We start from the raw sequence: 15,967 nt of genomic DNA, 5'->3' as shown, positions 1-15,967 counted from the left end.
ATACACATGAAAAATTTAAAAATTACAGCGCTTCTTGCTGTTTTGGCATTCTCTCCGTTTTATGCAAACGTATTTCCGGTAACTCCGGCTTCAATTGTTAAAAAAGTAGCAGAAGCTGCAAAATGGAAATCAGAGACTATCGATGTGGGAAAAATTCCTCAGGGAAAACCGAAATTGATCAGATTTGAGTTTACAAACACTTCGTCACAGCCCATTATGATTGATAAAGTTGCGCCATCATGCGGATGTACAACAGCTGATTACACAAAAACTAAAATTTTACCTGGAAAGACAGGTTTTGTTGAAGCAAGTTACAATGCTGCTGCTGAAGGTGCGTTTTCAAAGTCAATTACGGTTACGATGAGTGACAACCAAAACCCGAAAGTACTTTCTTTTAAAGGTACTGTTGTGAAGTAATTAATTTAATCTTGTTCAATATAAAAAACAGCCTATCAATTATTTGTCAGGCTGTTTTTGTTTTTAAGCCTAAATGTTAGATATAAAGATACAAACTCAATTTAAAAATAGTTATTTAAGCTTTATGCTTTACAACAATTGAAGAGTAATTTTTACGTATTTGCGCCTATCCAAAATGCTTTTATTTCTAAAATAGCTATTTGTAGCATTATTTATCAAACTATTTTAAAGGATAACGTTTTAATATTTGTTATTTTTAAGAAAAAATAAAACTTATGAATCTTTATACACAACCGATGTTGCGTGAAGACGCTCTGAAAGATAAAGTGGCCATTGTTACCGGAGGCGGAAGCGGGCTTGGAAAAGCAATGACTAAATATTTTCTTCAATTAGGCGCAAAAGTGGTGATTACTTCCAGAAATTTAGAAAAACTTCAGGTTACTGCAAAAGAATTGGAAGATGAAACGGGCGGAAAAGTACTTTGTGTTGCCTGTGACGTGAGAAATTGGGATGAGGTTGAAGCAATGAAAGAAGCGACTTTGAAAGAGTTCGGCAAAATTGATATTTTATTGAACAATGCTGCCGGGAATTTTATTTCGCCAACAGAAAGATTAACACATTCTGCTTTCGATTCTATTTTAGATATCGTTTTAAAAGGAACAAAAAACTGCACACTTTCTATCGGAAAACACTGGATTGACTCAAAAACTCCGGGAACGGTTTTAAATATTGTAACAACCTACGCCTGGACGGGCTCTGCCTACGTTGTTCCCTCAGCTTGTGCAAAAGCAGGAGTTTTGGCAATGACGAGATCTCTGGCTGTAGAATGGGGAAAATATAACATCCGGTTTAATGCAATTGCTCCGGGTCCGTTTCCAACGAAGGGCGCTTGGGATAGATTGCTTCCCGGAGATATGAAAGATCAATTTGATTTAGCAAAGAAAAATCCACTGAAAAGGGTTGGTGAACATCAGGAATTGGCAAATCTGGCCGCGTATCTGGTTTCTGATTTTTCATCTTTTGTAAATGGTGAAGTCGTAACAATTGACGGTGGAGAATGGCTTCAAGGAGCAGGAGAATTTAATATGCTTGAAGATATTCCGCAGGAAATGTGGGATGCGCTGGAAGCAATGATAAAAGCAAAAAAATCCAATTAGTTATAAATTATTAATTATGAATGATGAGTTTTTAGTTTCTGGTGATTTAATTTTACTAACAACTAATAACTAAAAAACATCACCAATAATGCTTCTCTATGAATCATAAGTTTTATTTTTGTTCTTTAATTTAAATTAGAACCCTAATGAATTTCAGATTTTCAACTTTATTACTATTTGTTTTTGCATGGAGCTTTTCTCAAAATTTAAAAGTAATGTCTTTCAACATCAGACTCAATGTAGATTCTGATAAAGAAAACTCATGGACGAACAGGAAACAGGATGCGGTAGATTTATTAAGCTATTACCATCCGGATTATTTCGGCGTTCAGGAAGCACTTCCGGAGCAGATGAAAGATATTAAAAATGGTTTAAAAAACTACGATTATGTAGGCGTAGGTAGAGACGATGGGAAAGAAAAGGGTGAATTCTCTGCAATATTTTATGATACCGAAAGACTGCAAGTGATAAAATCGGGGACATTCTGGCTTTCTGAAACTCCTGAAAAGCCATCAAGAGGATGGGATGCCGCTTACAACAGAGTTTGTACATATGCAGTTTTTAAAGATAAAAAATCGAAAAAGGAATTCTTGGCTATGAATCTTCATTTTGATCATATAGGAAATGTGGCAAGAGTGAAATCTGCAGATTTGATCTTAAAGAAAATTAAAGAAATCAACCCGAAAAATTTACCTTTAACATTAAGCGGAGATTTTAATTTGACGGACGATACAGAACCGATAAAAATAATCTCTCAAAACCTGAAAGACAGCTTTTATAATTCTGAGAAAAAGCATTACGGGCCGAAAGGAACATTTACAGCATTCAATGTAACTGAAGTTCCGCAGGACAGAATTGATTATATTTTTGTAAAAGGTTTTAAGATAAAATCTAACAGACACATTAACGACAGAAGGGAAAATCTGTTGTATCCGTCGGATCATTTCCCGGTTCTGACAGAGTTGCAGTTTTAAAATATTAATTCTCTAGAAAATCAATTTCAAATCCAATTCCTCGCAGGGATTGGATTTTTATTTCAGCATCATGCTGAAAATATTTTCGCAATCGGCTGATAAAAACATCAAGACTCCTTCCGGTAAAATAATCGTTGGTTTCCCAAAGATTATCGAGTATATCGTCTCGCTTTATTGTCTTATGATTGAATTTTAAAAGATAAAGCAAAAGATCTTTTTCACGAATTGTTAATCTTATTTTTTCTTTTGGATGAGAAAGCAAAAGCTTTTCCGTATCTAAAATATAGCTTCCGATTTTGTATTGAGTAATGGTTTCTGAAGATAAAGTTCTTTTCAGAATATTCTTAATTCTTAAAATTAATTCTTCAGGATCGCAAGGTTTTGAAATGTAATCATCGGCTCCGATTTTCAGTCCGATAAGGCGATCTATTTTTTGGTTTTTCGCTGTCAAAAATAAAATTGGAAAATCAGGTTTGGCTTTTAAAATTACTTTTGCCAAAGAAAACCCATCAAGATTAGGCATCATAATATCTAAAATTCCAATATGGAAATTGAAATCTGATTGTAAAACAGGTAAAATATCTTCAGGATTCTGAAACCAGGTAACTACAAAATCTTCTAGCTCGAGATATTGTTTCAGGATCATTCCAAAATCTGAATCGTCTTCTGCCAATAAAATCTTAATCTTCATACGGAATTGAAATTTTAAAAGTTGTTCCTACATTCATTTCGCTTGTAATCTCGGTTTTCCCGTTATATTTTTCAATAATTTTTTTCACAAAAAATAATCCCAAACCTAAACCTTTGCTGTTGTGAATATTATTGGATTGTATTCTGTAAAATTTCTCGAATATATTTTTCAATTCATTTTGTTCCATTCCGTTTCCGTTGTCTGCAACAATAATTTCAAGATTATTAGGAATAGTTTTAATATTAATTTTAATTTTTGAAGCGCCGTATTTTACACTGTTTTCACAAAGATTTTTAATCACAGTTTCCATCAGTTTTCTGTCAAAAGGAAGTTCTTTTGAAACAGAATTATTAAGAACAAAATCTGTATTCTCATAAGTAAAAGCCAGATCATGAATGAAAAAATCCCAGTTTTCAGGTAGTATTGTTGAGTTTTTTTCATCAAAATCTTCAGGATGAAGTTGTAATATCAAGTCTTCAAGCCTTAAAATCTGTCGGTCAATCAATGGTAAAATTTCTGGAGTACATTCTTTTTTCAATGTTTTTGAAGCGATCTTTAATGTTGCAATCGGCGTTTTAAATTCGTGTGAAATATTGTCTACAACGGTATGCAAAACTTCAACCTGTTTTTGTTGGATGATCAAGTTTTTAATGGTAAAAATATATAAAATCAAGACGCTCAGTAAAATTGCTATACAACATAAAATAAGCAATGTGAGATCCTGAAAAACAGCAGAATTGATATTTAAAATTTCAAAATCTGTCTGGCTTTTTACAAAAAAAGAATCATTTCTTTCAGGTTGATCGCTTTTATCAGATTTTGAAGTGGAAGAGGTTTCCCATTTTCCGGTATTGGAAATTCCGGCTTTTGTGATCTTATTTCGAGTTTCGAATAAAGTGACAGGTTGATCAATAAGATTTAGATTTTTGGGAACAGAAACAATTGATAAATATTGAGTTCTTATGGCCACTTTGTAACCTTCTTTTGCAAAACGACGGTCTATATAATCGCTTATTTGGTCTCGTGTGCGCTTTCTGTTTTCCTCAAAATAATGTAAAAACTCTTTTTTGCTTATTTTTTTATTGCTGTAATCGGCAAATACTTTTCTTGCCTTCTCATCACCCAAATTACTTGCTCCGCCAATGCTTTCCAGATTATCAATGTAACCATCAATTCTATTATGAACATCGCTGTAAATTTCTTTCTTTTTTACCTGAGAAGTTTTGTACATGAAATATACCTGAATACCCAATAAAAGCAGGAACAAAGCTGCAAAAAGAGAGATAAGATATTTGCTTTTAGAAATCATTGAAGCAAATATATACATTTCGGGAATGCGTTTTTACCATTAACCTCTCATTAACCTTCCGTTAACCGAAAGTCTCAGTGGCAATATAGACTTTTGTAACAATAAAATATTTTTTTACTAATTCTAAAACTACGTTCAATGTATAAATATCTTCTCTTTTTTCTCTTTCCGGCTTTTATGTTTTCGCAATCGCAGAAAATTTCCGGAACCGTTTTTAATGCTGATAAAGAAAAGCTCGATTCTGTGAAAGTGGAATTGTTTGATAATCAAAATGCCTTGATTACATCTTTTTTCACTGATTCTGAAGGTAAATTCTCGTTTAATGATCTTGCATCAGCGTCATTCAAGCTAAAAATTAATGATGAAAATTATCTTTCGTTTGAAAAAAATATTGAGGCTAAAAATGAGAATGAAACTTTAAATATCATCTTAAAAAACAATCAGAAAGATATTGAAGCTGTAACGATTACCAAGAAAAAACCATTGGTGAAAAGGAAAGTAGATCGTTTGGAATTTAACGTAGAAAACAGCAATATTTCTTCACTCAATGCTTGGGAAATTCTTAAAAAGACACCTCAGGTTACTATTAATAATGATGTTTTGGCAGTGAAAGGCGGAACGTCGGTTTTAATAACCATTAATGATAAGAAAGTAATGATGTCGGGCGAAGAGCTCAAAAATTTTCTTGAAAATACACAAGGCGATGATGTAAAATCTGTAGAAGTAATTACCAATCCGCCTGCGAAATATGAAGCACAAGGTGGTGCTGTTCTGAATATTGTGATGAAGAAAAACAAAATTGAAGGCTATCGTGGAATTCTTTCTTCTAAATACATTCAAACTCAATATGCTAAAGGCGTTGCGGGGATTTCGCAATATTACAAAAAAGATAAGCTTTCGGTAATGGCAAGCTATTTTCGGGGAGGAGGAACGTACTACAGAGAAGGAACAGATTATGTAAATTATCCCGAAGACGGCACAACCTGGATCAGCACGATGAATAGAAAAGATCAGAATAAAAGCCAGAATACCGTAAACTTTAATGTAGAATATGAAATCGATAGTCTTACAACGGCAAGTCTGAATTATTCAGGTTTTTTTGCCCCGAAATCTTTTGGAACTTATATTGTGCCGACTTTGATTTATAACTCACAGAATGTGGCAGAATCTAATTATACAACAATAAACGATCATCATTCGAGAACAATTAATAATTCTTTGAGTTTCCAAATTGATAGAAAGCTGAATAAAAAAAGCAGCCTTTCGTGGATTAGTTATTTCACTGGAAATAATACAAGCAAATTTCAAAATGTTCTTACCTATCTGAATTTTGCCAACCAAAATCCAGGCGAAACCAATTTTATGACCAATAATAAAAGCGACGTTCAGCTGTATTCTACACAATTGGATTACCAGTGGAAAAACGATAAACTGGAGTTGGAATCGGGTGCAAAATATAGCTTTGTAAAAACAAATAGCTTGCTTGATTTTTCGGATAACGAAAATGGTGAATTTCAATACAGACCAGAAAAAAGCAGTCTTTTTGATTATAAAGAGCACAACTTTGGTATTTATACATCGATGGCTTATAATCTCGGAAAATGGAATTTCAAAGGTGGGCTGCGTGCTGAAATGACCGATCTGGAAGGTGTGGTTTCGGAGCCTTATGAAGTGAATAAAAATAATTACTGGAGCCTATTTCCTACATTTTTTGCACAATATACCACAGAAAATAAGCATGAATTTGGCTTCTCTTACGGAAAAAGAATCAGCAGGCCGTTTTATTCATGGTTAAATCCTGCAAAGTCATACTACAATTTGTTCTCTTATTATCAAGGAGATCCAAAATTAAAAGCGACTATTATTCATAATCTGAATTTTACCTATTCATTCAAAAACTGGAACTTAGATTTTTATTACCGAAAAGAAATTTTCCCATCAATGGAAATCTCTTATCAACAGCATGAAAACAACAATTTGATCTATTATTTTACCAATATTGAAAAAGGTGAAGCTTACGGAGTGAATCTTTACAAAAGCTTTGAAATAAAACCTTGGTGGAGTTTAATTGTTTCTGAAAACTTAGAACACAACGAAAATTACTTCAAAGGAATTGACGGAGCTTTAAATAAAAATCAGGTCTGGAATTGGGTTTCAAATATCTCAACAAGTTTTACTTTAGATAAAAATTCCGACTGGAAAATGGAAGCCGGACACAAATATTATTCACCAGGAATTCAAGGGACATTCAGAATTTCGAGCCAATGGTCGGCTTATTTTGTAATGAACAGAAAGTTTTTTAATAAAAAATTAGAAGCTGCATTTATTTTTAATGACATCTTTAGATCTACAAAACAAAAAATAAGTACCAAATATGGTAATCAGGATAATTACTTTTTAGATTATCAGGATACACAAGGTTTTACTTTTTCTCTAAAATATAATTTCGGAAATCAGTCGGTTAAAAATTCAAAAACAATCAAAAAAGCTGATGAACAGGAAAGGTTATAATAAATTTAGAATTAACAGAGGTATAAAATAAGTAAGTTTATGCCTCTGTATTTTTAATGATAACAACAATAGCGGTGACTACTCACCGCTATTGTTATTTTGAATTTTATTTAAGATTAAACAACCTCAAGAGAAGGTCTGCATTCTGGCTGTCCGCAACTAAAACTTATTTCTGAACATTCTGATGTGGCACATGGTCCACCGCTTGTAGAGCCATCATAATAAGTAATCATGCGACATGAACAATCTAGTTTTCCGCCCATAATGGTTTTCAATGCTTTTCTTTTTAATTTTTTCATGATAATTTAATTTTTGTTGATAAATATTTGGTAATCATAAAGATAAAAAATATTTTTTACATAATTCATAATATATAAAAAAATAAAAAAAGAGTGGAGGGAAATATTTACTTGTTTCTCCGAAGATATGAGTCTACCAAATTTCCTGGAAATAAATTAAAGTATCATGCTATTTTCTGCAACAACTTTAAAATAAAGTATACCTTCAAAAATGGGTATTTTAAAAATTTAAAAAACAGATAACAGGATGATTGTAATTCTGTTCAACTGAAATTTTTTTAACATAAAAAATTAAAGTACAACAGGGAAATTTCTGTAATTAATGATAGATTTGCAGCAATTATGTAATTCGTAAATAGTAATAATAAAATTATCAAATGAAAAAACAGACTATTGCATTATTTTGCATAGCAATATTTAGTATTTCGTGCGCTCAGAAAAACGACGGACAAGGTGATAGCAAATATACCGATGACCAAAAAGCATCATATTATATAGGTCTGAATATAGCCAAAAATATGAAACAGGAAGGCTTCAAAGTAGATGCTGATCTTTTGGCTCAGGCTATTAAAGAAGAGATGGAGGGAAAAAAGAAACTGATGCCTGAAGAAGAAATGAATACTTTTATGCAGGACTTTATGCAGAAGCAGAGTGAAAAAAAGCAATCTGAAGCGTTAGTACAGGCAGGAGAGAATAAGAAAAAAGGTATTGATTTTCTTACGAAAAATAAAAGTAATCCCAAGGTAAAAACTACAGCGTCAGGTTTGCAGTACGAGGTATTGCAGGAAGGTGACGGCAAAACAAAACCAAAAGCATCAGATGTTGTACAGGTAAAATATACCGGAAAACTTTTGGATGGAACTGTTTTCGACTCTACCGACAAAAATGGTGGTGCACCAATGGATATTAATTTGGGTAGCGTAATCAAAGGTTGGACGGAAGGTATTCAACTCATGAGCAAAGGATCTAAATACAGATTTTATATTCCTTCGGATCTGGCTTATGGAGATCGTGGAGCAGGAGCTGCAATTCCGGCAGGTTCTACAATCATCTTTGATGTGGAATTGGTAAATGTAAAATAAATATGATATTTTTCACATAAAAAAAAGAAGCTGAAAAGCTTCTTTTTTTATGCGAAATTCTGATTAAATTATATTCAATATATATAGCAGCAGATCATTAGCTACGATTTTGCAAACCCGTTTTTGATCGCAAAAACAGCTAATCCGACTCTTGTTTTAAGATCAAACTTTTCACAAAGCTGATCGCGGTAGCTTTCTACCGTTCTTGGGCTGCAGCACATTTTTTCTGCAATTTCTTTATAGCTGAGTTCTGTTACGGTGTAGGTAAGAAACTCTTTTTCTCTTTCGGAAATTTTCTTTTTTTTCTCGTTATTTTTCTCATCGGCCATATTAGAAAAAATGACTTTTGATGCCCAATCGGGATAAAAGAAACCGTCGCTGCTCAGTTTTATTAGAGCTGTTTCAAGATCTTTGGGATGTGTGTTTTTTAGCAGATATCCTTTGGCTCCGTTTTTAATCATTTTGATAACACTGTTGTCATCGCCCTGCATGCTAAGAGCCATAACTTTGATGTTTGGATGATTTTTTTTGAGCCATAAAGCGGTTTCAAAACCGTCCATAATCGGCATGCTGATGTCTAGAAGAATAATATCCGGAATTTTTTTGTCGCTTTCAAACTTATCGATCATGTCTTTTCCGTTTTCGGCCACATCAATTACTTCAAAATCTTCGAAATTACTTATGATTCCTTCAATTGCTTTGGCAATCAATAAATGATCATCGACTATTACAATGGTCTTTTTCATGGTCGTTTTTTTAGTTTTATTTCAATTAAAGTGCCAGCGTTTTCGTTGCTTTCAAGATTAAATTCGGCACCGATAATGGCTGTTCTGTTTTTCATATTGGTAAGCCCGATTCCGTTTGAGAGAATTTTGTCGATTTCAAAACCAATTCCGTCATCATTGATTTTTAGTTCCCAAAGATTTTCTTCTGTAGTATTGAGTCTAATGAAAATATTCTTACACTGAGAATGCTTAATACTGTTTTGAATAAACTCTTGTGTAATCCTCAATAAAACATTTTTATGAACAAAATCGAGATCAAGACATTTAAAATTATGCTCAAAATGAATTTTACACTTTTTTATTACACTTGCAGTATGTACTTCTTCCTGAATTAACGTTATAATGTCTTTTTGGTTAATATTATCATCAGTTAATGTTTTTGAAAGACTCCGTAGATCCTGCAAAGACTGATTGATAATTTGCGAAACCTGTTCTATTCTTTCACATTCCGTGGTCACTTTATTTTCATAAAGTAACTGTTGGGTATAAAGACTTGCTAAAGTGAGTTTCTGCCCTATATTATCATGCAGTTCACGGCCGATTTGCTGCATGGTAGCCTGCTGAATTTCTAGCTGGGTTGCCAAAAGCTCTTTCTGATGAATTTCATTTTTAAGCTGAATCTCATTGATGTGCTCTATTTTCCTCTGCTTATATTTCCGGATGTAGATCATTACTGCAACCAGAAATAAGACGAAAAAAATATTAAATAAAATAACGGTTAAGTATAATTCTGTTTTCCCCATATGAATGAACTTGCAAATAACAGGTACATCATAATTCCAGACAAAAGGAAATAGCTATAATAGAGACTCCAGATATCCATATGCTCCAAAAGCTGGAAATAAAATGCCCAAAACGGGAGTGTACCTATATAAAATAGAGTTACGCCAAGATTAATATAAAACATTCTGTTTTTAAAAAAGTTGAGAATATTCTCCGAATTTACCTGCTTATAATATTCCATAATAACTAAAAACATCATCAGCAGACTTCCAAATGTATAGTTGAAAGAAAAAATATGCTTGTTTTTTACAAAATAAAGCTCATTTGGAATGAATGCTAAAAGAAATAATGCAGAAAATAAGAAAAACAATTTTTTATTTTTTAGTGACTGATATGCGTAAAGCCAATAGAAAAATATAAATTCTATCGGGATTACGAAGTAGTTGAAAAATAAGTTTTTCGGATAAGAAATATAGTTTTCAGCAAATTTTCCGAACATTTCGCAACAGAAGATAAAAATCAGGAATATTGAAAAATATATATAGTGACTTCCTTTTATTTTTTTAAAGAAAACAATTGATGCAAGTGCACCAAGACCCTCTGCGAAGATCATACAGCTCTGTAAAAAAAGTTGGAAGTCACTCATAATGGTTAATTAATAAGACTGTACTATTGATGTGCTTGGTGGAACCAGCGTTCCGTGATTTAATGCCAATGCATCGATTGATACTCCTGTGACTGCCAGACTTACACTGTTATTATCAAAAGGATTGAAGTCATAATTAAGATCATTCAGTTTTTTAGTCGGGATCATTACCAAAGTATGTCTCTTAGCGTAATTTGCTGGAACAGGAGATTGTGGTACTGCAGGATATGCTGCGTAATAAAAACGGATTCCAAGATCTGAATCTTTTACTGTCAGATCAATTAATTTCGCTTGCGCTTCAATTTCTGCGACAAAGGTTTTTAATGTCGGAAGATCAAACCATACAGAATGTGAATCTTGTATACTGAGATCCTGATTAATAGCCAAAAGCTGATTTGAACGGTAATTGTCTACTAAATTTTGAATAAGGGAAGTAGGAATAAGATTAGTGCTACTCATACTAGTGTTTTGATAATTTTGGTTGCTCATGTTATTAAGTTTTATTGGTTATTTGTACAAATTTGCAAAAAAAACTCCTTAAAACCTCCCGTTTTTTACTGTAAATGCTGTCTTTTCAGTTGATTTTTTCGCTTATAAAAAATAAGTACCACAGAATGAGATCTGTGGTACTTATTAAAAATAATATATATGAAAAAAAAACTACTTATTATTCAGCTGGCCTGAAAACCAAACCTGTTTCCTCAAAATAATCTAGCGTTATTCTGTCGCCGTCATTCACCGTTCCTGCGAGAATTTCTCTCGAAAGTTTATTTAAAACTTCCTGTTGTATTACTCTTTTTAAAGGTCTCGCACCAAACACAGGATCATAGCCTTTGTTGGTTAAGTAATTCAAAGCATCTTGCGTTGCAGTCATAATAATATTTCTTTTTGCAAGCATATCATTAAATCCTCTCAACTGATACTGAACGATTTTTCCGATTTCTTTTTTTCGTAAAGGCTGGAACAGCACCGTTTCATCAATTCTGTTCAAAAATTCCGGACGAAGCGTTTGTTTCAGCAAATCAAAAACTTCAATTTTGGTTTTATCAACGATTTCGTCTTGGTTTTCTTCGGTAATATTCTCAAAATTCTCCTGAATGATATGTGAACCGAGATTCGAAGTCATAATAATAATCGAATTTTTGAAATTAACGACACGACCTTTATTATCAGTCAATCTACCGTCATCCAAAACCTGTAACAACGTGTTGAAAACGTCAGGATGCGCTTTTTCAATTTCATCTAGAAGCACCACTGAATAAGGTCTTCTTCTCACCGCTTCCGTCAATTGTCCGCCTTCATCGTAACCCACATATCCCGGAGGCGCGCCAACCAATCTTGAAACTGAATGACGCTCTTGATATTCACTCATATCGATTCTCGTCATATTGTTTTCGTCATCGAATAGAAACTCAGCTAAGGCTTTTGCAAGCTCGGTTTTACCGACACCAGTTGTTCCTAAAAACAAGAAACTTCCGATTGGTTTTTTCTCGTCGCTTAATCCGGCTCTGTTTCTTCTGATCGCATCTGCAACCGCTTCAATAGCTTCTTCCTGACCAACAACTCTGTGATGAAGTTCGGTTTCAAGATGCAATAATTTTTCTCTTTCAGATTGAAGCAATTTGGTAACAGGAATCCCTGTCCATTTTCCGATCACTTCAGAGATGTTGTCTGCGGTTACCTCTTCCTTAATTAATTCATTTTGATGGTTTTGCATCTCCAGTTCAAGTTTCTGCAAAGCATCTTCTTTTTCCTTTATTTTCCCGTACTGAATTTCAGCCACTTTTGCGTAATCTCCTGCTCTTGAAGCTCTTTCTGCTTCTAATTTCAGAGATTCTATATCTTTTTTGATGGATGTTAAATCTTCAGATTTTTGTTTTTCTTTCAACCATTTAGCGTTAATTTCGTTTCTTTCTTCAGAAATTTTCGAAATATCTTCCTTTAAATGGTCAATTTTTGTCTGATTACCTTCTCTTGAAATGGCTGCCAATTCAATTTCCATCTGCATTAATTTTCTGTCTAAAACATCCAGTTCTTCAGGTTTTGAATTGATTTCCATTCTCAATTTAGCCGAAGCCTCATCAATCAAATCAATCGCTTTGTCGGGTAAAAATCGATCCGAAATATATCTTTGAGACATTTCTACCGCCGCAATAATCGCCTCGTCTTTGATTCTTACTTTGTGATGTGCTTCGTATTTATCTTTAATTCCACGAAGAATTGAGATGGCTGATTCCGTATCAGGTTCTTCCACCATCACTTTCTGGAAACGTCTTTCTAATGCTTTATCCTTTTCAAAATACTTTTGATATTCATTTAAAGTGGTTGCACCGATCGCTCTTAATTCTCCTCTTGCCAAAGCAGGTTTCAGGATATTTGCAGCATCCATCGCGCCTTCACCACCTCCGGCTCCTACCAAAGTGTGAATTTCATCAATGAAAAGAATGATTTGTCCGTCAGATTTGATTACCTCGTTCACAACAGATTTCAAACGCTCTTCAAATTCACCTTTATATTTTGCACCTGCGATTAATGCTCCCATATCTAATGAATACAGGGTCTTGTCCATCAGATTTTCAGGAATATCTCCACTGATAATTCTGTGTGCAATTCCTTCCGCAATGGCTGTTTTACCAACACCGGGTTCACCAATCAGGATTGGATTATTTTTCGTTCTTCTCGACAGAATCTGTAAAACTCTCCTGATTTCTTCATCACGGCCGATAACCGGATCTAATTTTCCCTCTGCTGCTAATTCATTGAAGTTTTTAGCATATTTATTTAAGGATTGATAAGTTTCTTCCGAGCTTGCAGAAGTCGCCTTGCTTCCTTTTCTTAATTCTTTAATTCCGCCCTCCAAAAGACTTTTGGTCACGCCCATATCTTTCAACATCTTCGAAACTTCTGAACTGGTTTCTAAAAGCGAGAGCCATAAATGTTCGATCGTCACAAACTCATCACCCATTTTCTTAGCAATGTTGGGCGCGTCAAGCAAAACTTTATTTGCTGTTTGTGAAAGATAAATATTCCCTCCTTGTACTTTTGGAAGTTTTTCAAGGTTTTCTCGGTTGCGCTCTCTTACCAAATTGGAATCTGCTTCAGATTTTTTTAATAGGAAAGGCGATATATTTTCATCAATCTGAAAAATTCCTTCCAATAAATGTTGAGGTTCTATGCTTTGATTGCCAAATTCCATTGCAACTTGTTGAGCAGCTTGGATGGCTTCTTGTGATTTTACAGTATATTGATTTAAGTTCATATTATGTATTTTTGGTTTAATTATTTTTGCTTGTATTTACAGATTTCAGACATCAGATTTCAGACCATAAAGACTTGAATAAATATTATTTTTTAAATCTAATCTAAAGTCTGATGTCCTTCAATCTGATTCAATCATTTAATTCGGGAAGTATATCTCAAAAAGTGTTCAATTATTAAATTTTTAAAAATAACGGACAAAATTTCCGAAATATTCATTTTTGCATCTGTTTTGAGAAGACAAAATTTCCGATTTCAAATCATTAAATTGAAAATTAAGAAATACGAGTCAATTACAAATAGAAAATGAAATGTTTTAAACTTTCGCAGGAATTTATAAATGATTATATGAAAATCAGAATATTAAAATCAGAATAATTACTTTTGCACTCAACTTATGGAGTTAAAAGAAAAACAGATCAAAATACTAGAAGTCGCAGTAGAACTTTTCAAAGAGAAAGGGTATATGGGCAGCTCGGTAAGAGATCTTGCCACAAAATTAAATATAAAAGCGGCGTCATTGTACGCACACATCCGTTCTAAAGAAGAGATTCTTGAGTGGATTTGCTTTGGGGTTGCGCATGAGTTTTTTGAAGAACTGCAGGAAGTAAAAAACACACAAGTTTCTCCAAAAGAAAAGCTGAATTTATTTTTGGATAAACATTTGTCGGTGGTTCTTAAAAACCGTGATGTTACTCACATTTATTCCAATGAATGGAAACATTTGGAAGAAAGATTACCCGAGTTTATTGAATTAAGAAAAAATTATCAGCAAGAAGTTGAGCAATTAATTTCTGAAATTTATCAGGCTGAAAACTGGGAACTAAAATCTTCTGCTTTTACCACACGATTTATTCTTCATACTCTTAATAATTCTTATTTCTGGTTTAAAAGAAATATAGAATCAACGTCTGAAATTACCGATGAAATAAGGGATAAACTGCTTTTTGGTCTCTTGGGACATCAAAAATAATTTAAAAATCAGCAAGAATTTTTAAAATTGTCAATCTTATCATTCATCAATGTTTTTAAATTTTTGATCCACTAATTTTGTCTTATCTAAAAATCAAAAATATGGAATTAGGAATAGGAATGTTTGGCGACTTGGCTTTTGACCAGACTACCGGAAAATATAGAGATGCAGGAATTAAAATCAGAGAAATTCTTGAGCAGGTAAAATTGATGGATGAGCTGGGAATTGATGTTTTTGCAATGGGAGAACATCACCGTGCAGATTACGCAGTTTCTTCTCCTGAAATCGTTTTAGCAGCAGCGGCAAGTATTACAAAAAATATAAAATTAGCGAGTGGAGTAACTGTTTTGAGCTCATCAGAACCAGTAAAAGTCTACGAAGATTTTGCAACATTAGATTTAATTTCTGATGGAAGAGCCGAAATTTTCGTTGGGCGAGGAAGCTTTATTGAATCTTTCCCGCTTTACGGATATTCACTGAACGATTATGAAGAACTTTTTGATGAAAAACTAGAATTATTACTTAAAATTAATTCTGAAGAAAACGTTTCATGGACTGGAAAACTTCGTGCACCAATGCAGAATCAAACTGTTTATCCGAGAGCAAAAAATAACGGAAAAATTCCAATTTGGAGAGCGGTTGGCGGAACTCCGCAATCGGTTTTAAGTGCTGCACAACTGGGAATGCCTTTAGTAGTTGCTATTATTGGAGGAATGCCAATTCAGTTTAAAAATTTAATCGAATTTTACAAGCAGGAATATCTTAAGGCAGGACATGATGAAGCTGAAATGCAGATTGCCATTCATTCACATACTTTTGTAAGTGATGAAAAGGAAGTTGTAGACGGATATTTTAATAATTACAAATCTCAAATGGATAGAATCGGCTCGTCCCGAGGTTGGGCTCCTTATACAAAAATGCAATACGAAGGTGGAAGAGCCAAAGATGGTGCTTTATTTATCGGAAGTGCCAATGAAGTTTCCGACAAAATCAATTATATGAAAGAAATTTTTGGGATCACAAGATTTATAGGTCATATGGATGTTGGTGACCCTGCGCATGATGTGATGATGAAATCTATTGAGCTATTTGGTGAAAAAACAGCGCCACAGGTAAGATAAAATACAAGCCTCCTTTGAAAT

Annotated in this window: 15 protein-coding genes; 7 read left to right on the top strand and 8 right to left on the bottom strand. The window is 33.5% G+C overall.

All coding sequences use genetic code 11. The features are described 5' to 3' along the window. Window positions 1-6: 6 nt before the first annotated feature. The 3 genes from OH814_RS08180 (at window position 7) to OH814_RS08170 (ending at window position 2,548) form a co-directional block, all read left to right on the top strand. A complete protein-coding gene (locus OH814_RS08180; RefSeq protein ID WP_076557635.1) occupies window positions 7-417 on the top strand; it encodes a DUF1573 domain-containing protein in 411 nt (136 codons plus the stop codon). Between the two features lie 275 nt (window positions 418-692). Further along, window positions 693-1,574 (top strand): SDR family oxidoreductase, encoded by an 882-nt coding sequence (locus tag OH814_RS08175; RefSeq protein ID WP_279194492.1) that lies wholly within the window; start codon window positions 693-695, stop codon window positions 1,572-1,574. A 146-nt stretch (window positions 1,575-1,720) separates the two neighbouring features. Continuing rightward, entirely contained in the window at window positions 1,721-2,548 is an 828-nt protein-coding gene (locus OH814_RS08170) for an endonuclease/exonuclease/phosphatase family protein (protein ID WP_308827838.1), read from the top strand. A 4-nt stretch (window positions 2,549-2,552) separates the two neighbouring features. Here OH814_RS08170 and OH814_RS08165 read toward each other — a convergent pair whose 3' ends face one another. Together OH814_RS08165 and OH814_RS08160 are read right to left on the bottom strand one after the other, a co-directional pair. Next, window positions 2,553-3,239: a response regulator transcription factor gene (locus OH814_RS08165; RefSeq protein WP_308827837.1), complete on the bottom strand. Its 687-nt coding sequence runs from the start codon at window positions 3,237-3,239 to the stop codon at window positions 2,553-2,555. Beyond that, window positions 3,229-4,548: a HAMP domain-containing sensor histidine kinase gene (locus OH814_RS08160; protein ID WP_308827836.1), complete on the bottom strand. Its 1,320-nt coding sequence runs from the start codon at window positions 4,546-4,548 to the stop codon at window positions 3,229-3,231. The genes OH814_RS08165 and OH814_RS08160 overlap by 11 nt, the downstream gene beginning before the upstream one ends. Window positions 4,549-4,686: 138 nt before the next feature. Between OH814_RS08160 and OH814_RS08155 the strand changes: the two genes are divergently transcribed. Next, on the top strand, window positions 4,687-7,059 hold the full coding sequence (locus OH814_RS08155; RefSeq protein ID WP_308827835.1) for an outer membrane beta-barrel family protein: 2,373 nt from the start codon (window positions 4,687-4,689) through the stop codon (window positions 7,057-7,059). A 116-nt stretch (window positions 7,060-7,175) separates the two neighbouring features. Here the strand turns inward: OH814_RS08155 and OH814_RS08150 are convergent, their stop codons facing one another. Beyond that, a complete protein-coding gene (locus tag OH814_RS08150; RefSeq protein WP_115948704.1) occupies window positions 7,176-7,358 on the bottom strand; it encodes a hypothetical protein in 183 nt (60 codons plus the stop codon). 377 nt (window positions 7,359-7,735) lie between these two features. Here OH814_RS08150 and OH814_RS08145 point away from each other — a divergent pair, with 377 nt between their 5' ends. Further along, the gene (locus OH814_RS08145) at window positions 7,736-8,440 is read left to right on the top strand and encodes an FKBP-type peptidyl-prolyl cis-trans isomerase (RefSeq protein ID WP_076557649.1); all 705 of its coding nucleotides are present in this window, start codon (window positions 7,736-7,738) and stop codon (window positions 8,438-8,440) included. Between the two features lie 101 nt (window positions 8,441-8,541). On the opposite strand, the gene OH814_RS08140 is transcribed toward OH814_RS08145, so the two are convergent. From OH814_RS08140 to clpB, 5 genes are all read right to left on the bottom strand, one after another. After that, window positions 8,542-9,186: a response regulator transcription factor gene (locus OH814_RS08140; RefSeq protein WP_123886145.1), complete on the bottom strand. Its 645-nt coding sequence runs from the start codon at window positions 9,184-9,186 to the stop codon at window positions 8,542-8,544. After that, window positions 9,183-9,968 (bottom strand): ATP-binding protein, encoded by a 786-nt coding sequence (locus OH814_RS08135; RefSeq protein ID WP_308827834.1) that lies wholly within the window; start codon window positions 9,966-9,968, stop codon window positions 9,183-9,185. The genes OH814_RS08140 and OH814_RS08135 overlap by 4 nt, the downstream gene beginning before the upstream one ends. Beyond that, window positions 9,944-10,594: a hypothetical protein gene (locus tag OH814_RS08130; RefSeq protein ID WP_308827833.1), complete on the bottom strand. Its 651-nt coding sequence runs from the start codon at window positions 10,592-10,594 to the stop codon at window positions 9,944-9,946. Before OH814_RS08130 ends, OH814_RS08135 begins: the two co-directional genes overlap by 25 nt. A gap of 9 nt (window positions 10,595-10,603) precedes the next feature. Continuing rightward, complete coding sequence (locus OH814_RS08125) at window positions 10,604-11,053, bottom strand: hypothetical protein (protein WP_308827832.1); 450 nt, start codon at window positions 11,051-11,053, stop codon at window positions 10,604-10,606. 208 nt (window positions 11,054-11,261) lie between these two features. After that, window positions 11,262-13,853, bottom strand: coding sequence for an ATP-dependent chaperone ClpB (gene clpB, locus OH814_RS08120; RefSeq protein ID WP_308827831.1), 2,592 nt, complete (start codon window positions 13,851-13,853; stop codon window positions 11,262-11,264). A gap of 396 nt (window positions 13,854-14,249) precedes the next feature. Here clpB and OH814_RS08115 point away from each other — a divergent pair, with 396 nt between their 5' ends. Together OH814_RS08115 and OH814_RS08110 are read left to right on the top strand one after the other, a co-directional pair. Further along, window positions 14,250-14,825, top strand: a complete 576-nt coding sequence (locus OH814_RS08115) for a TetR/AcrR family transcriptional regulator (RefSeq protein ID WP_308827830.1) — start codon at window positions 14,250-14,252, stop codon at window positions 14,823-14,825. A 101-nt stretch (window positions 14,826-14,926) separates the two neighbouring features. Beyond that, the gene (locus OH814_RS08110; protein ID WP_308827829.1) at window positions 14,927-15,946 is read left to right on the top strand and encodes an LLM class flavin-dependent oxidoreductase; all 1,020 of its coding nucleotides are present in this window, start codon (window positions 14,927-14,929) and stop codon (window positions 15,944-15,946) included. The last annotated feature ends 21 nt before the right edge of the window (window positions 15,947-15,967 follow it).

This window comes from Chryseobacterium sp. CFS15 (assembly GCF_031118795.1).
GTDB classification, from domain to species: Bacteria; Bacteroidota; Bacteroidia; order Flavobacteriales; family Weeksellaceae; genus Chryseobacterium; species Chryseobacterium indoltheticum.
Note: the sequence above shows the minus strand (reverse complement) of the source record. Positions and strands in the feature narration are given on the sequence as shown.

Excerpts from the sequence above, each read along its gene's own strand:
- OH814_RS08160 (WP_308827836.1), bottom strand. The coding sequence starts at position 4,548 with ATGATTTCTAAAAGCAAATATCTTATCTCTCTTTTTGCAGCTTTGTTC.
- OH814_RS08110 (WP_308827829.1), top strand. The coding sequence starts at position 14,927 with ATGGAATTAGGAATAGGAATGTTTGGCGACTTGGCTTTTGACCAGACT.
- OH814_RS08125 (WP_308827832.1), bottom strand. The coding sequence starts at position 11,053 with ATGAGTAGCACTAATCTTATTCCTACTTCCCTTATTCAAAATTTAGTA.
- OH814_RS08130 (WP_308827833.1), bottom strand. The coding sequence starts at position 10,594 with ATGAGTGACTTCCAACTTTTTTTACAGAGCTGTATGATCTTCGCAGAG.
- OH814_RS08165 (WP_308827837.1), bottom strand. The coding sequence starts at position 3,239 with ATGAAGATTAAGATTTTATTGGCAGAAGACGATTCAGATTTTGGAATG.
- OH814_RS08155 (WP_308827835.1), top strand. The coding sequence starts at position 4,687 with ATGTATAAATATCTTCTCTTTTTTCTCTTTCCGGCTTTTATGTTTTCG.
- OH814_RS08175 (WP_279194492.1), top strand. The coding sequence starts at position 693 with ATGAATCTTTATACACAACCGATGTTGCGTGAAGACGCTCTGAAAGAT.
- OH814_RS08145 (WP_076557649.1), top strand. The coding sequence starts at position 7,736 with ATGAAAAAACAGACTATTGCATTATTTTGCATAGCAATATTTAGTATT.
- OH814_RS08140 (WP_123886145.1), bottom strand. The coding sequence starts at position 9,186 with ATGAAAAAGACCATTGTAATAGTCGATGATCATTTATTGATTGCCAAA.
- OH814_RS08135 (WP_308827834.1), bottom strand. The coding sequence starts at position 9,968 with ATGGGGAAAACAGAATTATACTTAACCGTTATTTTATTTAATATTTTT.
- OH814_RS08170 (WP_308827838.1), top strand. The coding sequence starts at position 1,721 with ATGAATTTCAGATTTTCAACTTTATTACTATTTGTTTTTGCATGGAGC.
- clpB (WP_308827831.1), bottom strand. The coding sequence starts at position 13,853 with ATGAACTTAAATCAATATACTGTAAAATCACAAGAAGCCATCCAAGCT.
- OH814_RS08115 (WP_308827830.1), top strand. The coding sequence starts at position 14,250 with ATGGAGTTAAAAGAAAAACAGATCAAAATACTAGAAGTCGCAGTAGAA.
- OH814_RS08150 (WP_115948704.1), bottom strand. The coding sequence starts at position 7,358 with ATGAAAAAATTAAAAAGAAAAGCATTGAAAACCATTATGGGCGGAAAA.
- OH814_RS08180 (WP_076557635.1), top strand. The coding sequence starts at position 7 with ATGAAAAATTTAAAAATTACAGCGCTTCTTGCTGTTTTGGCATTCTCT.